The 16,180-nt window shown below is 60.0% G+C and carries 15 protein-coding genes; 9 read left to right on the top strand and 6 right to left on the bottom strand.

The genetic code is table 11. The features are described from left to right. Positions 1–4: 4 nt before the first annotated feature. Positions 5–799, top strand: a complete 795-nt coding sequence (locus tag EJA71_RS11570; RefSeq protein WP_158956917.1) for a Crp/Fnr family transcriptional regulator — start codon at positions 5–7, stop codon at positions 797–799. A 232-nt stretch (positions 800–1,031) separates the two neighbouring features. Here EJA71_RS11570 and EJA71_RS11575 read toward each other — a convergent pair whose 3' ends face one another. Genes EJA71_RS11575 through EJA71_RS11590 form a run of 4 tightly spaced genes read right to left on the bottom strand, consistent with a single transcriptional unit; the run spans position 1,032 to position 4,578 of the window. Beyond that, positions 1,032–1,883, bottom strand: a complete 852-nt coding sequence (locus tag EJA71_RS11575) for a ChaN family lipoprotein (protein WP_158956919.1) — start codon at positions 1,881–1,883, stop codon at positions 1,032–1,034. Between the two features lie 21 nt (positions 1,884–1,904). Beyond that, complete coding sequence (locus EJA71_RS11580; RefSeq protein ID WP_158956921.1) at positions 1,905–2,672, bottom strand: heme ABC transporter ATP-binding protein; 768 nt, start codon at positions 2,670–2,672, stop codon at positions 1,905–1,907. Beyond that, a complete protein-coding gene (locus EJA71_RS11585; protein ID WP_178113682.1) occupies positions 2,672–3,655 on the bottom strand; it encodes an iron ABC transporter permease in 984 nt (327 codons plus the stop codon). The genes EJA71_RS11580 and EJA71_RS11585 overlap by 1 nt, the downstream gene beginning before the upstream one ends. 50 nt (positions 3,656–3,705) lie before the next feature. Next, complete coding sequence (locus EJA71_RS11590) at positions 3,706–4,578, bottom strand: hemin ABC transporter substrate-binding protein (protein ID WP_158956925.1); 873 nt, start codon at positions 4,576–4,578, stop codon at positions 3,706–3,708. A gap of 164 nt (positions 4,579–4,742) precedes the next feature. Between EJA71_RS11590 and EJA71_RS11595 the strand changes: the two genes are divergently transcribed. Then, positions 4,743–5,060 (top strand): Rieske (2Fe-2S) protein, encoded by a 318-nt coding sequence (locus tag EJA71_RS11595; protein ID WP_158956927.1) that lies wholly within the window; start codon positions 4,743–4,745, stop codon positions 5,058–5,060. Here EJA71_RS11595 and sfsA read toward each other — a convergent pair. Together sfsA and EJA71_RS11605 are read right to left on the bottom strand one after the other, a co-directional pair. Then, complete coding sequence (gene sfsA, locus EJA71_RS11600; RefSeq protein WP_158956929.1) at positions 5,057–5,770, bottom strand: DNA/RNA nuclease SfsA; 714 nt, start codon at positions 5,768–5,770, stop codon at positions 5,057–5,059. The genes EJA71_RS11595 and sfsA overlap by 4 nt on opposite strands. Then, entirely contained in the window at positions 5,770–6,942 is a 1,173-nt protein-coding gene (locus EJA71_RS11605) for a pyridoxal phosphate-dependent aminotransferase (RefSeq protein ID WP_158956931.1), read from the bottom strand. The genes sfsA and EJA71_RS11605 overlap by 1 nt, the downstream gene beginning before the upstream one ends. A 334-nt stretch (positions 6,943–7,276) precedes the next feature. Here EJA71_RS11605 and dksA point away from each other — a divergent pair, with 334 nt between their 5' ends. The 7 genes from dksA (at position 7,277) to folK (ending at position 16,090) form a co-directional block, all read left to right on the top strand. Further along, a complete protein-coding gene (dksA, locus tag EJA71_RS11610; protein ID WP_064118688.1) occupies positions 7,277–7,720 on the top strand; it encodes an RNA polymerase-binding protein DksA in 444 nt (147 codons plus the stop codon). Positions 7,721–7,917: 197 nt separating this feature from the next. Further along, entirely contained in the window at positions 7,918–8,814 is an 897-nt protein-coding gene (gene gluQRS, locus EJA71_RS11615) for a tRNA glutamyl-Q(34) synthetase GluQRS (protein WP_158956933.1), read from the top strand. A gap of 77 nt (positions 8,815–8,891) precedes the next feature. After that, complete coding sequence (locus EJA71_RS11620; RefSeq protein WP_003176118.1) at positions 8,892–9,068, top strand: hypothetical protein; 177 nt, start codon at positions 8,892–8,894, stop codon at positions 9,066–9,068. Beyond that, positions 9,052–12,006, top strand: a complete 2,955-nt coding sequence (locus EJA71_RS11625) for a sensor histidine kinase (RefSeq protein ID WP_178113681.1) — start codon at positions 9,052–9,054, stop codon at positions 12,004–12,006. Before EJA71_RS11620 ends, EJA71_RS11625 begins: the two co-directional genes overlap by 17 nt. A 22-nt stretch (positions 12,007–12,028) precedes the next feature. Further along, on the top strand, positions 12,029–13,465 hold the full coding sequence (locus EJA71_RS11630; protein ID WP_158956935.1) for a sigma-54 dependent transcriptional regulator: 1,437 nt from the start codon (positions 12,029–12,031) through the stop codon (positions 13,463–13,465). 734 nt (positions 13,466–14,199) lie between these two features. Further along, a complete protein-coding gene (locus tag EJA71_RS11635; protein WP_095048669.1) occupies positions 14,200–15,600 on the top strand; it encodes a polynucleotide adenylyltransferase PcnB in 1,401 nt (466 codons plus the stop codon). 4 nt (positions 15,601–15,604) lie between these two features. Beyond that, complete coding sequence (gene folK, locus EJA71_RS11640; protein WP_158956937.1) at positions 15,605–16,090, top strand: 2-amino-4-hydroxy-6-hydroxymethyldihydropteridine diphosphokinase; 486 nt, start codon at positions 15,605–15,607, stop codon at positions 16,088–16,090. The last annotated feature ends 90 nt before the right edge of the window (positions 16,091–16,180 follow it).

Genomic DNA, 16,180 nt, shown 5'->3' on the forward strand with positions numbered 1-16,180 from the left:
CGTCATGTATTTGCTGGGGGAACAATCGGCGTACGCCGACGCATTGATCAACCGTTTGCAGAACTTGCCTGCACAGTGGCTCGAAGGGCTCGCGCAGTACGGGCCGATGATTGAGGTTGAGGCGGCGGATGATCTGCTCGCGCAGTTACCGAAGGATCAGTTGTTTCTGCTCAGCGAAGGCGTGATCACTGGCTGCATCGGTTCCCGGCCGCTGCTGTATTGGCAGGAGGGCGATTTGATCGGCCTGCACCGCGGCGATGTCTGGGACGATTGCCGATTGTGCAGTGAGGGGCCAATGCGCCTGTTGCCCTACCGGCGCGTTGAAGTCTTGCAGCATTTGTATGCCGAGCCATCCCGAGCGGATCAGTTTCTGCAGTATCTGCTCGGGCAAATGGCGCTCCTCGCCCACGCCGTGGCCGAACTGAAGCCGCGAGAGTTTCGCAGCACCAACGGTTTCAAACGCGTTAAAGCGGGTGAAGTGCTGATCCGCCAGGGTGACGTCGCGGATCATGTCTTTGTGGTGATCGAAGGGCATGCCGAGGCATTTGTCGATGGGCAAAAGGTTGGCGACGTGCCCAAGGACGAAATTTTCGGCGCCATGGCCGTGTTCACAAGCGAACCGCGCAATGCCACGGTGATCGCCCGGGACGCGAGTACGGTGATGCTGATTCCTGGCGATCAATTTTTGAGCATGACTCGCTCAAATCCAAAGATCGCCCATAGTTTGATCGAGAGCATGGCGCGGCGAATCGGCCAGTTGAACAAGCAGATCAGTCATTTGAGCGCCAACAAGCGTTAACGCCAAGCCCTTTATTTACCGGGTATAGCGGCCATTTCCGAGACTAAATGCAAGAAATGAGAAAACAGTTGTTGACGCGGTAATGAGAATCGCTATGATTATCACAACTGGTCGCGAGATCAGTCGATATTCTGAAAAGCCCTTGGTTCGGACTCTCAGATTATCTCCTCATCAGGCTAATCACGGTTATTTGACCCGGTTTTTACCGGGTCTTTTTTTGCCTGTGGAAAAGTCATTTGCCGAATTGTTTGCGCATCTGTTCGCAGTAATCCTGCTTCGCCGTGGCGGGTGTGTACCAGACATAATCGGCCATCGCTGCGCTCACCTCGGCGCCCTGCTCGGCCAGCATCAGCACCGTGGGTGCCTGGGTGGCGCCCAAATCGACAACATGCAGCGGCACGCCAACATCCTTGCGCGCATGCCACGCCCCCGCCAGCAACATCGAAGGGGTGGGCGCCGCCAGCATGCGTTCGGCCATACGTCGATCACGCTGTTGCTGAACGGCGAGCATCGCCGGCATCTGCGACTCGGGCAGCAAGCCGCAGTGGGAATCAATGATCTGTTCCAGCAGCGCTTTTTTCACCGACGCCGCGTTACTGCGTGAACCGCTCAGAGCCGGAGGCTGGTGATAGAAGGCGCGGATTTCGCTGTTTTCAAGATTGGCCGACAGCAGAGGATAAGGCTGCGCGAGGGCGAAACGCACGATCGGCCCGTAGAGATTCCAGTCCCAGCCATCCTGCCAGGCCAAAGCAGCGGGAAGATCAACGGGTGGCGAAGATGGCTGGCGCAAGGCATCGACTTTGGGTTGCTGATCCGGCGTGAGCATTTCCAGCAACAGGCTGCCTTGCGGCCGTCGCTCACCGAGGGACTGCAACAACCACAGCTGCACGGCGTGATGATCGGCATTGTCATGCTGCTCACCGATGATCACTTGCTCAGGCGCAGCAAGCCGATTGACCAGCTGCGGCGCCGTCAGCACCTCACCGCTGCGCAAATCGCGAATCTCGCCATTGATCGGCGATGGCGCAATCACATGCTGACACCCCGCAAGCCACACCACCGCCAACAGCCACAAGCCACGCATGCAATCACCTCGATGAAAAAATCAGCGGGCGATGATCAGCGGATGCCCACGTTCCGGGTGCGACTGCACCAAGACTTCAAGACCGAACACAGCTTTCAGCGTATCCGGCCGCAGCACTTGCTCCGGCGTATCCAGAGCCACTGGACGACCGCCTTCAAGCAGCAGAATGCGATCACAATAGCGCGCCGCCAGATTCAGATCATGCAGGATCACCAACACTGCCGCGCCGCGATCGGCAAACTCGCGTACCGCTTGTAGCGTCGTGTGTTGATGCAGCGGATCGAGCATCGACGTTGGCTCATCCAGCAGCAGCGTTTGCCCGGCCTCCCCCGGCCAGAGTTGCGCCAGGACTCGCGCCAAGTGCACACGCTGACGCTCGCCGCCAGACAATGCCAGATAACTGCGACCGCTCAGATGCCCGGCATCCGCTGCCGCCAACGCCTGCGCAATAATTTCGTCATCACGCACCTGGCCGCTTTGATAGGGCAAGCGGCCCATACCGACCACTTCTTCAACGCGAAAGGCGAAATCCAGAGTCGAGACCTGCGGCAACACCGCCAGACGCTGGGCGCGTTGCGTGCCCGTCCAACGCGCCAACGCCTCCCCCTTGAGAGAAACCTCGCCCTCGCTGGCGATCAGTTCACCGCAGAGGGCCCCCAGCAAAGTACTTTTGCCGGCGCCATTCGGCCCCAGCACACCAAGCACTTCACCCGGTTCAAGTTGTAGGGTCAATCCGCTGAGTACGGTTTTGCGGCCGCGCTGGATGTGTAGATTGTGCGCACGCAACATCAGGCACGCCCTCGCAGCAGCAGATAAAGAAAGAACGGCGCGCCGATAAACGCCGTCACGATACCGATCGGCAACTCCGCCGGCGCCAGTGCCAGACGCGCTACCAAGTCAGCCAGCAGCAACAAGCTCGCACCGGCCAGCACCGACGCCGGCAGCAACACTTTGTGATCCGGGCCAGCCAGCAACCGCACCAGATGCGGCACCACCAACCCGACGAAACCGATCATGCCCGCCGCTGCCACCGCCGCGCCGACACCCAACGCCGTGCAGAACACCAGTTCACGCTTGAGCCGTTCAACATCGATGCCCAGATGCCCGGCTTCCGATTCGCCGAGCAGCAAGGCATTCAGCGCCTTGGCCCGACGCGGTAACCACAATGCCACGCCGGCACTGATGATCAGCAACGGCCACAGCCGCGAGTAACTGGCGCCATTGAGGCTGCCGAGGTTCCAGAACGTCAGCGTGCGCAGGGTCGCATCGTCCGCCAGATACGTGAACAGGCCGACTGCCGAACCGGCCAACGCGGTCAGGGCAATGCCCGCCAGCAGCATGGTTGCGACATTGGTCTGACCGTTGCGTCGACCCAGTCGATAGACCAGCGCCGTCACCCCGAGGCCGCCGAGAAACGCGCAGACCGACAACAGATACGGCCCGAACCACTCCGGCAAACCACCAAAAAACGAACCACCGACAATCGCGACCGCCGCGCCCAACGCTGCGCCGCTGGAAACGCCAACCAACCCCGGATCCGCCAGCGGATTACGAAACAGACCCTGCATCGCCACGCCCGACAAGGCCAGCACGCCGCCGACCGCCAATCCAAGCAAAGTACGCGGCAGACGAATCTGCCCGAGAATCAGTTCCGCCTGCTCCAGACCGTCCGGCGCCAGCGGCACGCCGAGCATCCGCAAGAATGCGCGCAACGTATCGAACAACGGCAGGCTCACTGGCCCCAGCGCCAATGACAGCCAGATCGCCAGCAAACACAGAAGCGTCAGGCCGATGAACAAGGCACGAGGTTTTACCAGTGTGGTCATTGGCCGCTCTTGGGCGGGTAGAAACCGTCAGACAGGGTTTTCAGCGCTGCCGGCAGACGCGGCCCGAGCCCACCGACGAGCAGCGTCGGATCCAGCTCCAGCACGCGCCCGGCCTTCGCCGCACGGCTTGAATTGAGAATCGGGTTTTCCTTGAACAGCGCTGCTTTCGCCGCATCACCGGTCAATGCTCGGTCAGCAAATACCAGCACTTCAGGATCGAGGCTGGCGAGGGATTCCACGGAAAACGGCTTGTAACCGGTGTGCGTTGCCAGGTTATGCCCGCCGGCCTGTTGCAGCAGCCAGTCGGCGGCAGTGTCCTTGCCGGCGATCAACGGCTTGCCGCCCGCGTGGCCGAGCAGCAACAATACGCCGGGGGCTTTTTGTTTGGATTGCGCGTTGGTCACCCGTGCTTTCTGCGCATTTAGTTGCTGTTGATAACTTTGCAGCAGTTGCGTTGCCTGGGCTTCAGCGCCGAGCAATTGGCCCAGATGCGCGACGTTTTTCTCCAGCGTCGGCAGATCGGGTTGAGCCGAGAACAATTCGAGTTGAACCTTGGCCGCTTTCACCTGAGCCAGCACGGGTGGCGGGCCCATTTCTTCGGTGCCGATGAGGATGTCCGGGCGCAGGCTGAGAATGCCTTCTGCCGAAAGACTGCGCTGATAGCCGATGCTCGGCAGCGCCTTCAATGACTCAGGGTGTTGGCTGGTGGTATCGACGCCGACCAGTTTCGACTCGCCCCCTAATGCCGCGACCCACTCCGACAGCGCGCCGCCAGCGCTGACCCAACGTTGCGGCAAATCGGCCGCTGCAGCCTGATGGCTGACGAACAGTCCGGCACACAGCACGACAACGCGAGTACTCAGGCGCATACACAGCTTCCTTGAAAGACGTTTTCCCGGGCATCCGGATGACAGGCCAAGTATCCTCGACCCTGCCAGCCGCCCTGCGGACGAAGGCCGCCATTTGATAATTGTTTGCATTTAAACGTCAAGCTCGGACATATCCAGACACGAGCGGACAATAGAGGATAGTCATGAAGTTTCTCTGCGCGGGCACCGAACTCGCCGAAGCGGCCAGCCGTGGGTTTGAAGTCGACGGAAAAAAGCTGTTTGCCGTGCGCCGCAGCGGCCAGGCCTATGTTTATCTGAATCGCTGCCCGCACCGTGGCGTCGGGCTGGAATGGCAACCCGACCAGTTTCTCGACCCGAGCAACAGCCTGATCCAGTGCGCCACCCACGGCGCCCTGTTTCTGATCGAGGACGGCGAATGCGTCGCCGGCCCATGCGCCGGGCAAGCACTCACCGCCATCCCTTGCCGCGAAGATGCGCAAGGCCTGTGGATCGATGTTTAACCGTTGAGCAACACATCGAGACGGCGATCAATGACCATTTCTTCGTGGCTCAAGCGAACGCCGTACGCCAGCACTTCAACGCCACATGCCACCGCTTCACGCAGCGCCTCGGCGTAGGCCGAATCGATTTCCTCGGCAGGACGCACCGCTTCAATCCCGGTGAGATTCACGCAGTACAACTGCACCGCGCGAATGCCGTCCCGGGCCAGATGCGCCAGCTCACGCAAATGCTTGGCGCCGCGCTGGGTCACGGCATCGGGAAACGCCGCCACCGCCGTGCCATCGAAGCCCAAGGTGACGCTTTTCACCTCGACGTACGCCGGGCCGCTCGGGTATTCGAGGCGAAAATCGATGCGGCTTTTTTCCTGGCCGTACGCGACTTCGCGCTTCAACGCGGTGAAACCGTTTAACTCGGTGATCACGCCGGCTTGCAAAGCTTCTTCGACCAAGCCGTTGGCCCGCGCGGTGTTGACGCAAAACAAGCGACCCTGCGGGGTTTCGCCGATCTCCCAGGTGCCGGGCAATTTGCGCTTCGGGTCATTGGAGCGGCTGAACCAGACCTGCCCGCCCTCGACCTGACAATTGAGCATTGAACCGGTGTTCGGGCAGTGAATGGTCAGCAACTCGCCGCTAACGGTCTCGATATCGGCGAGAAAACGTTTGTAGCGACGGATCAGCCGCGCTTCTTCCAGTTCTGGATAAAAGCGCATCAGCCTTGCCAACTCTTCAAACCGCGAGCGATGCGTTCCACCGCTTCCTGTAAGCGAGGGAGGTTTTGCGTGTAAGCAAAACGCACGTGGTGACTGGCCTGATAACGACCGAAATCCAATCCAGGGGTAAACGCTACATGCTCGGTTTCAAGGAAATGTCGACAGAACGCGAAGGCATCGCCGCCGAACTGGCTGATATCAGCGTAAAGATAGAATGCGCCTTCAGGCTCTACGGCAATGTTGAAACCCAGCTCGCGCAACGCCGGCAGAAGGAAATCGCGACGACGGCCAAACTCGGCGCGGCGCTCTTCCAGAATGGCGATGGTGCCAGGTTCGAAACAGGCCAATGCCGCATGTTGCGCCATGCTCGGCGCACTGATGTAGAGGTTCTGCGCCAGTTTTTCCAGATCACTGACCGCAGCCTCCGGTGCCACCAGCCAGCCGAGGCGCCAACCGGTCATGCCGAAATATTTCGAGAAACTGTTCAGCACGAAAGCACTGTCATCGACCTCCAGAACGCTGGCCGCATCGGTGCCGTAAGTCAGGCCGTGATAGATCTCGTCCACCACCAAGTGGCCGTGCTTGGCCTTGATGGCTGTGGATAACCCGGCCAGCTCATCGCGAGTCAGGATCGTGCCGGTCGGGTTGGCCGGGGACGCGACCAGTGCGCCGACGCTGTCGTGATCCCAATGACGCTCGACCAGATCCGGGGTCAGTTGGTAGCGCACGTCCGGGCCAACCGGCACCAGCTGCGCTGCGCCTTCGACCAAACGCAGGAAGTGCCGATTGCACGGATAGCCCGGATCCGCCAGCAACCAGTGTTTACCCGGATCGACCAGCAACGCACTGGCCAGCAACAGCGCACCGGAGCCGCCCGGGGTGATCAGAATCCGCCGCGGATCGATGTTCAAGCCATACCGCGATTGATAAAACCCGGAAATCGCCTCGCGCAGCTCGGGAATGCCGCGCGCTGCGGTATAGCGGGTCTTGCCTGCCGTCAGCGCCGCCTGCCCGGCGCGGATGATCGGATCAGCGGTGGTGAAGTCTGGCTCGCCGATTTCCAGATGAATCACGTCGTGGCCTTCAGCCTGTAATTCATTGGCTCGCGCCAGCAGCGCCATCACATGGAACGGTTCGATCGCACGACTGCGCGCACTGTAGGGCTGAGCCATTGGCTTTCCTTCGGCAGGGAAAAAGAGACGATTCTACCCATCTGCCGGAACGAGCGAGAACCCGCAGCGGTCACAGCCTCAAGAACGCTGGACTGTAACGATATGAGCGTACGCTCCAGGATTGACTAAAATCAGTGATTGAACAGGTCTTCAACACCACCAGACACGGCTTGCCAAACATTTGCAAGCGCCACCCGCCGGGGCCTCGACATCCGGGAGTAGCGCAGGCCGAATTGATCTGGTAAGTTCGCCCGCTTGCAGCCGCAGGGCCGGCAGGTGTCGGTGATGGAGCAATCCTGCGCAATGGATTACAAGAGTAGAGGCGGTCCATTTCATGCCCACCCAAGCAAAGCAACAGCAGCAAACGACGATCAGCGGTTTCGAACCTTACGTTCCGAAGGCCGGTGAAGAGTACATGGGCGCTCCAATGCGCGCGCACTTCACCAAGATCCTGAACAAGTGGAAACAGGACTTGATGCAGGAAGTCGACCGTACTGTTGATCACATGAAGGATGAAGCGGCCAACTTCCCTGACCCGGCCGACCGTGCCAGTCAGGAAGAAGAATTTGCCCTAGAGCTGCGCGCCCGTGATCGCGAGCGCAAGTTGATCAAGAAGATCGACAAGACGCTGGAGCTGATTCAGGACGAGGAATACGGCTGGTGCGAGTCCTGCGGCATCGAGATCGGCGTCAAGCGCCTCGAAGCCCGTCCGACGGCGGATCTGTGCATCGACTGCAAGACCCTGGCGGAAATCAAAGAGAAGCAGGTCGGCAAGTAATTTTGACCTGAACGAAAAACGGAGCGTGCGAACGCTCCGTTTTTGTTTCTGACGTTTGCCTATGCTTTTGTAGAAGTGAGCCTGCTCGCGATAGCGGCCTGGCATTCAACATCTATGTTGACTGACCCACCGCCATCGCGAGCAGGCTCACTCCTACAGGTTGACCGGCGTATAGCCTGAAAAGTAGTTTCGTTTCCATGACTGCCAAAACATCCCCCGCCTACATCGGCCGCTTCGCCCCAACCCCCAGTGGCCATTTGCACTTCGGTTCGCTGGTCGCCGCCCTCGCCTCTTATCTCGACGCCCGTTCGGTCGGTGGTCGTTGGCTGGTGCGCATGGAGGATCTCGATCCACCACGCGAAGAACCCGGCGCGCAGCTCGCGATCCTCAAGGCGCTGGAAAGCTACGGTTTCGAATGGGACGGCGACATGGTGCGCCAGAGTGATCGCCACGACGCTTACGCAGACGTGCTCAACAGCCTGTTCAATCACGGTCTGGCCTACGCCTGCACCTGTTCGCGCAAACAGCTCGAAGGGTACAACGGCATATACCCGGGACTGTGCCGCAATGCTGGCCACGATCAACAAGACGCGGCGATCCGCCTGCGCGTGCCGGAGGTGGAATACCACTTCATCGACCGCGTGCAGGGTGAATACCGTCAGCATCTGGGCCGTGACGTCGGCGATTTCGTGATCCGTCGCCGCGACGGGCTCTACGCCTACCAATTGGCCGTGGTCCTCGACGATGCCTGGCAAGGCATCACCGACATCGTCCGGGGTGCAGATCTGCTCGACTCGACGCCACGCCAGTTGTATCTGCAAGAACTGCTGGGCCTGCGTCAGCCACGCTACCTGCACCTGCCGCTGATCACCCAACCGGACGGTAACAAGCTCGGCAAGTCCTACCGCTCGCCGCCGCTGGAGGCCGATCAAGCCACGCCATTGCTGCTGCGGGCCCTGCGCGCACTGGGGCAAAATCCGGGCGCCGAACTGGCCCACGCCTCGCCGCAAGAGTTGCTCAAGTGGGGCAGCGCAAACTGGGATCCGACGAAGATCCCGCGCACACTGACCCTGCCCGAGGCGCAACTGCTATGACGACACTTGCAGTCGCGCGCCCATCCGTTACCATCGCCGCACGTTTTCGGGCACGCGCATAAAAAAGAGAGGCCGGGATGTACATCTATCGCTTGGTCCTGCTTTTAGTCGTGGGGATCTACCTGTTTTCCCCCGCCATCATGGATTGGTGGATCGACGCGACGGGCGCTTGGTATCGCCCCTATCTGCTCTGGCTGATCCTGATTGTCGTGACCTTCATCCTGCAGAGCCAAAAAGATGCCGATGAGCTTTAGCCTGACCCAGATGATCCTGATCAGCGCCGCATACCTGGCGGCGCTGTTCGGCGTTGCCTGGGTCAGTGAACGGGGCATGATCCCGCGCGCGATCATTCGCCACCCGCTGACCTACACCTTATCGCTGGGGGTATACGCCAGTGCGTGGGCGTTCTACGGCACGGTCGGCCTGGCGTATCAGTACGGCTACGGCTTTCTGTCCAGCTATCTCGGCGTGTCCGGCGCGTTTCTGTTGGCGCCGGTGTTGCTCTACCCGATCCTGAAGATCACCCGCACCTATCAACTGTCGTCGCTGGCAGACCTGTTTGCCTTTCGCTTTCGCAGCACCTGGGCCGGCGCGCTGACCACGATCTTCATGCTGATCGGCGTGTTGCCGTTGCTGGCGCTGCAAATTCAGGCGGTGGCCGACTCCATTGGCATCCTCACCGGCGAGCCGATCCAGAGCCGCGTGGCGCTGGCGTTCTGCGCACTGATCATTCTGTTCACGATTTTCTTCGGTTCCCGGCACATTGCTACCCGTGAGAAACATGAAGGCCTGGTGTTCGCGATTGCCTTTGAATCGGTGATCAAACTGGTCGCCCTCGGCGGCGTCGGCCTCTATGCGCTGTACGGCGTATTCGACGGCCCGCAGCAGCTTGAGTTGTGGCTGCTGCAGAATCAGACCGCCCTCGCCGCCCTGCACACGCCGTTACAGGAAGGCCCGTGGCGCACGCTGTTGCTGGTGTTCTTCGCGTCGGCGATCGTGATGCCGCACATGTATCACATGACCTTTACCGAGAACCTCAACCCGCGCTCACTGGTCAGCGCGAGCTGGGGTCTGCCGCTGTTTCTGTTGTTGATGAGTCTGGCGGTGCCGCTAATTCTCTGGGCCGGCCTGAAACTCGGTGCCACGACCAATCCGGAATATTTCACCCTCGGCATCGGTATCGCCGCCAACAGCAAGCCGCTGGCGTTGCTCGCGTATGTCGGCGGTTTATCGGCGGCCAGCGGTCTGATCATTGTGACGACGCTGGCGCTGTCGGGCATGGCGCTGAACCATCTGGTGCTGCCGCTTTATCAGCCGCCGGCTGAAGGCAATATCTACCGCTGGCTGAAGTGGACGCGTCGGGCGCTGATCGTCGCGATCATCATGGCCGGTTTCGGCTTCTACCTGATGCTTGGCGCCGAGCAGGATCTGGCCAACCTCGGCATCGTCGCATTCGTGGCGACGCTGCAGTTCCTGCCGGGCGTGTTGTCGGTGCTGTACTGGCCGACCGCCAACCGTCGCGGATTTATCGCCGGTTTGCTGGCGGGGATTCTGGTTTGGGTGGTGACCATGCTGTTGCCGCTGGTCGGCAATCTGCAGGGTTTCTACATTCCGCTGCTGAACATGATTTACGTGCTCGATGACACCAGTTGGCACATGGCGGCCATTGCCTCGCTCGCCGCCAACGTGTTGATGTTCACCCTGATCTCGCTGTTCACCAACGCCAGCCCCGAAGAAGCCAGTGCTGCCGAGGCTTGCGCCGTGGACAACGTGCGCCGCCCGCAACGCCGCGAACTGCATGCCGCCTCGCCTCAGGAATTCGCCACCCAACTGGCCAAACCGCTGGGCGCCAAGGCTGCGCAGAAAGAAGTCGAACAAGCCCTGCGTGACCTTTATCTGCCGTTCGACGAACGCCGTCCTTACGCGCTGCGCCGTTTGCGTGACCGCATTGAAGCCAACCTCTCCGGCCTGATGGGCCCAAGCGTGGCGCAGGACATGGTGGAAACCTTCCTGCCATACAAGGCCGGTGGCGAAAACTATGTGACCGAAGACATCCACTTCATCGAAAGCCGCCTCGAGGATTACCACTCGCGCCTCACCGGTCTTGCCGCCGAACTCGATGCGTTGCGCCGTTACCACCGCCAGACCTTGCAGGAACTGCCGATGGGCGTCTGCTCGCTGGCCAAGGATCAAGAGATCCTGATGTGGAACAAGGCCATGGAAGAACTCACCGGCATCGCCGCGCAGCGTGTGGTCGGCTCGCGATTGAGCACCATCGCCAATCCGTGGAAAGAATTGCTCCAAGGCTTTATCAACCTGCCCGACGAGCATTTGCACAAACAACATCTGGCCCTCGACGGCCAGACCCGCTGGCTGAACCTGCACAAAGCGGCGATTGATGAGCCGTTGGCACCGGGTAACAGTGGTCTGGTGTTACTGGTCGAGGATTTGACCGAAACGCAGATGCTCGAAGACAAACTGGTGCACTCCGAACGTCTGGCCAGTATTGGTCGCCTCGCGGCGGGCGTGGCCCATGAAATCGGCAACCCGGTCACCGGCATCGCCTGTCTGGCGCAAAACCTGCGCGAAGAGCGCGAAGAAGACGACGAACTGACGGAAATCAGCGGGCAGATTCTCGAACAGACCAAACGCATATCGCGCATCGTCCAGTCGCTAATGAGCTTCGCCCATGCCGGCAGCCATCAGCACAGCGACGAGCCCGTGTGTCTGGCCGAAGTCGCCCAGGATGCGATTGGCCTGCTGGCACTGAACCGACGCAATTTCGAAGTGCAGTTCTACAACCTGTGCGATCCGGATCACTGGGTCGAAGGCGATCCGCAGCGACTCGCCCAAGTACTGATCAATCTGCTCTCCAACGCCCGTGATGCCTCACCGCCGCACAGCGCGGTACGGGTCAAGAGCGAAGCCGGCGAACACACGGTCGATCTGATCGTCGAGGACGAAGGCAGCGGTATTCCGAAGAACATCATGGACCGATTGTTCGAACCCTTCTTCACCACCAAGGATCCTGGCGAAGGCACCGGTCTGGGCCTTGCACTGGTCTATTCCATCGTTGAAGAGCATTATGGACAAATCACCATCGACAGCCCGGCTGATGTACAAAGCCAACGCGGCACCCGTATCCGGGTGACCTTACCGCGTCATGTCGAAGCGACGTCCGCTGTGAACTGAGACCGTCGAGAGTATCGAATCAATGCCGCACATTTTGATCGTCGAAGACGAAACAATTATCCGCTCCGCCTTGCGCCGCCTGCTGGAACGCAACCAGTACCAGGTCAGCGAAGCCGGTTCAGTGCAGGAAGCACAAGAACGCTTCACCATTCCTACGTTCGATCTGATCGTCAGCGATCTGCGTCTTCCGGGCGCGCCGGGCACCGAGCTGATCAAGCTTGGCCAAGGCACACCGGTGCTGATCATGACCAGTTACGCCAGCCTGCGCTCGGCGGTCGACTCGATGAAGATGGGCGCGGTGGACTACATCGCCAAGCCTTTCGACCACGATGAAATGCTTCAGGCTGTCGCGCGGATCCTGCGTGATCGCCAATCGGCCCCGGCTGCCGGCGAACCGGTTGCCAGCAAACCGGCCAATGGCAGCGGCAAATCCGCCGTCGATAACAGCAATGGCGAGATCGGCATCATCGGCTCATGCCCGCCGATGCAGGATCTTTACAGCAAGATCCGCAAAGTCGCGCCGACTGATTCCAACGTATTGATTCAGGGTGAGTCCGGCACCGGTAAAGAGCTGGTGGCCCGCGCCCTGCACAATCTGTCGAAACGCGCCAAGGCACCGATGATCTCGGTGAACTGCGCAGCCATTCCGGAAAGCCTGATCGAGTCCGAACTGTTCGGTCACGAGAAAGGCGCGTTCACTGGCGCCAGCGCCGGACGTGCCGGTCTGGTCGAAGCGGCGGACGGCGGCACCTTGTTTCTCGACGAAATCGGTGAGCTGCCACTGGAAGCTCAGGCCCGCCTGCTGCGTGTGTTGCAGGAAGGCGAGATTCGCCGGGTCGGTTCGGTGCAGTCGCAGAAAGTCGATGTACGCCTGATCGCAGCGACCCACCGTGACTTGAAGAGCCTGGCGAAAATCGGCCAGTTCCGTGAAGACCTTTATTACCGTCTGCACGTGATTGCGTTGAAACTCCCAGCCCTGCGCGAGCGTGGCGCCGACGTCAACGAAATCGCCACTGCCTTCCTCGCTCGCCAAAGCGCGCGCATCAACCGTACCGACCTGAAATTTGCCGCCGATGCCGAACAGGCGATCCGTCATTATTCCTGGCCGGGTAACGTGCGTGAGCTGGAAAATGCGGTCGAGCGCGCGGTGATTCTGAGCGAGAGCCCGGAAATCTCCGCCGACCTGCTGGGCATCGACATAGAACTGAGCGATCTGGAAGACGACGAGTTCATCGGCCTGCCGCCACAGACGGCGGGTAGCGCCAGTAACAGCAGCCATGAACCCACCGAAGACCTGTCGCTGGAAGACTACTTCCAGCACTTCGTCCTCGAGCATCAGGATCACATGACCGAGACCGAACTGGCGCGCAAACTGGGCGTCAGCCGTAAATGCCTGTGGGAACGCCGCCAGCGTCTGGGCATTCCGCGGCGCAAGACCGGGGTCGCCAGCGAGAGCTGAACGTTACCTGTCGAGTGTGTGGGTAACGCTTGAAGATGTGAAAAAACTGTTACCTCAGTCGATTCACGTAACAGAAGCCGGGGTTATCGGTAACGAAACCCCGGCTTTTTTTCGCCCCGACAAAACGGTTATATCGACCTAACCCCTTGTTTTATTGGGTTTCGCAAAAGTTGGCACGCCCCCTGCTATATGTTTGGTACAAGAACAATAACAAGCAATGCACAAGACAATAAAAATAAGACGAATCGACTCACGCACAATAAAAACAAGACGGCGAGAGGCGCAGCTAACTGATTCTTTTGGAGAGGCGTTGTATTTGGGGCTTGCCCCACGACCAGGCCGAGAACAACAAAAACTGTCCTAAGACAGAGCCTGTACTGGTTGGATCGAGAGATCACTGCAATTCAGCGACCAAAGCAATCCGTTTGCTCTTGGCTCCCGATTGGGAGGGTCACGAAGGAAAAGCTTCGTGGCGAGGGCACTCAACAAAAACAAGAAGCCCGAATCAATAATAAAAAGAGCACGCAACTACTTCTTGGGGAGCTTCGGCTCCCCTTGTAGTTTCTCCCTTCTGTAAAAAACTCTCTGTTTACCCCTGCTTCACCCTTGTAGCTTGCGGCTTTCAGCTCGAAACTGCTGTCTCCTACACCATCCCCCGACTAAATGCTAGAATCTGCGCCCATCATGCGGTCATTCTTTGGTATGGCCGAACATTCCTTCAAACAGTGCATCCCATGCTGAAGAAGTTGTTCCAGTCATTCCGAACTCCCGTGCGTCGTACGCAACACATCCGCAGCACCCCTGAAGTGCTCAACAGCGGCCAACATTCGCTGCAGAAAACGCAATTCAGCCGCTATGCGGTGAATATCGTCGAACGCCTGCAAGGTGCCGGTTACCAGGCTTATCTGGTCGGCGGTTGCGTGCGTGACATGCTGCTGGGCATCACGCCCAAGGATTTCGACGTCGCCACCAGCGCCACTCCCGAGCAAGTCCGCGCCGAATTCCGCAATGCGCGAATCATCGGTCGTCGCTTCAAACTGGTGCACATCCATTTCGGTCGCGAAATCATCGAAGTCGCGACCTTCCGCGCCAATCACCCGGTCAACGAAGACGACGAAGACAGCAACCAGTCTTCGCGTAACGAAAGCGGGCGGATTCTGCGCGACAACGTCTACGGCACCCTGGAAGAAGACGCGCAACGCCGCGACTTCACCATCAACGCCCTGTATTACGATCCGGTCAGCGAGCGCATCCTCGACTACGCCAACGGCGTACACGACATCCGCAATCACCTGATCCGCCTGATCGGTGATCCGAAGCAGCGCTACCAGGAAGACCCGGTGCGCATGCTGCGTGCCGTGCGTTTCGCCGCCAAGCTCAACTTCGGCATCGAGAAGCACACCGTGCAGCCGATCCGCGAGCTGGCACCGATGCTGCGCGAGATCCCGTCAGCGCGTCTGTTCGAAGAAGTACTCAAGCTGTTCCTGTCGGGCCACGGCGCGATCACCTTCGAAATGCTGGTCGATCTGCAGCTGTTCGCCCCGCTGTTCCCGGCCAGTGCCGATGCGCTGGAACACAACCCGGAATACACCCACACGCTGATCAGCGAAGCGCTGACCAACACTGACCTGCGCATCAAGCAGAACAAACCGGTGACCCCGGCGTTCCTGTTTGCCGCGCTGCTGTGGCCAGCCCTGCCGGCCCGTGTGTTGCGCTTGCAGGAACGTGGCATGCCGCCGATTCCGGCGATGCAGGAAGGCGCCCACGAACTGATCGCCGAACAGTGCCAGCGCATCGCGATTCCAAAACGTTTCACCATGCCGATCCGCGAGATCTGGGACATGCAGGAACGTCTGCCACGTCGCAGCGGCAAACGTGCCGATCTGTTGCTGGACAACCCGCGTTTCCGCGCCGGTTACGACTTCCTGCTGCTGCGTGAAAGCGCGGGCGAGGAAACCGATGGCCTGGGCGAATGGTGGACCGACTATCAGGACGCCAACGACAGCGAGCGTCGCGACATGATCCGCGACCTCAGCGGCAAGGGTGATGACGCCAGCGGCGCGCCACGCAAACGTCGCCGCAGCGGCGGTTCCAAGCGCAAACGCGCCGGCGCTCCGAGCGCTACAGGCGAGTAAAGGCATGGAGCGCATCTACATCGGCATGGGCAGCAATCTCGCTGACCCTGCCGAACAATTGCGCAGCGCCGTCGAGGCGCTGGGGCAATTGCCGCAGACCTCCCTCGCCGGCGTTTCCGCCTTCTATCAAAGTGATTCCCTGTTGCCAGGCCAACCGCGCTACACCAACGCGGTGGCGGCGCTCGACAGCTCGCTCGCACCGCTTGAATTGCTCGATGCCTTGCAAGCAATCGAGAATGATCAAGGGCGCGAACGTCTGGAGCGCTGGGGCCCGCGCACGCTGGATCTGGATATTCTGCTGTTTGGCGATCGACTGATCGACGAGCCGCGCCTGAAAGTCCCGCATTACCAGATTCAGGAGCGCGCGTTCGTTCTGTATCCACTTGCCGAACTGGCGCCGCAGAATCTGTGCCTGGCCGATGGCCGCAGCCTTCCCGACCTGCTGGCAGCCTGCCCGTTCGTCGGCCTGGAACGCCTCCCTCACGCCTGACACAAATCCGCCCTTTGTAAGAGCTGCGGAACGCTGCGATCTTTTGATCTTCAAAAGCAAGATCAAAAGATCGCAGCGTTCCGCAGCTCC

This window comes from Pseudomonas sp. PB106 (assembly GCF_009764645.1).
Lineage (GTDB): Bacteria > Pseudomonadota > Gammaproteobacteria > Pseudomonadales > Pseudomonadaceae > Aquipseudomonas.

Excerpts from the sequence above, each read along its gene's own strand:
- EJA71_RS11570 (WP_158956917.1), top strand. The coding sequence starts at position 5 with ATGTATTTGCTGGGGGAACAATCGGCGTACGCCGACGCATTGATCAAC.
- EJA71_RS11575 (WP_158956919.1), bottom strand. The coding sequence starts at position 1,883 with ATGCGTGGCTTGTGGCTGTTGGCGGTGGTGTGGCTTGCGGGGTGTCAG.
- EJA71_RS11580 (WP_158956921.1), bottom strand. The coding sequence starts at position 2,672 with ATGTTGCGTGCGCACAATCTACACATCCAGCGCGGCCGCAAAACCGTA.
- EJA71_RS11590 (WP_158956925.1), bottom strand. The coding sequence starts at position 4,578 with ATGCGCCTGAGTACTCGCGTTGTCGTGCTGTGTGCCGGACTGTTCGTC.
- EJA71_RS11595 (WP_158956927.1), top strand. The coding sequence starts at position 4,743 with ATGAAGTTTCTCTGCGCGGGCACCGAACTCGCCGAAGCGGCCAGCCGT.
- sfsA (WP_158956929.1), bottom strand. The coding sequence starts at position 5,770 with ATGCGCTTTTATCCAGAACTGGAAGAAGCGCGGCTGATCCGTCGCTAC.
- EJA71_RS11605 (WP_158956931.1), bottom strand. The coding sequence starts at position 6,942 with ATGGCTCAGCCCTACAGTGCGCGCAGTCGTGCGATCGAACCGTTCCAT.
- dksA (WP_064118688.1), top strand. The coding sequence starts at position 7,277 with ATGCCCACCCAAGCAAAGCAACAGCAGCAAACGACGATCAGCGGTTTC.
- gluQRS (WP_158956933.1), top strand. The coding sequence starts at position 7,918 with ATGACTGCCAAAACATCCCCCGCCTACATCGGCCGCTTCGCCCCAACC.
- EJA71_RS11620 (WP_003176118.1), top strand. The coding sequence starts at position 8,892 with ATGTACATCTATCGCTTGGTCCTGCTTTTAGTCGTGGGGATCTACCTG.
- EJA71_RS11625 (WP_178113681.1), top strand. The coding sequence starts at position 9,052 with ATGCCGATGAGCTTTAGCCTGACCCAGATGATCCTGATCAGCGCCGCA.
- EJA71_RS11630 (WP_158956935.1), top strand. The coding sequence starts at position 12,029 with ATGCCGCACATTTTGATCGTCGAAGACGAAACAATTATCCGCTCCGCC.
- EJA71_RS11635 (WP_095048669.1), top strand. The coding sequence starts at position 14,200 with ATGCTGAAGAAGTTGTTCCAGTCATTCCGAACTCCCGTGCGTCGTACG.
- folK (WP_158956937.1), top strand. The coding sequence starts at position 15,605 with ATGGAGCGCATCTACATCGGCATGGGCAGCAATCTCGCTGACCCTGCC.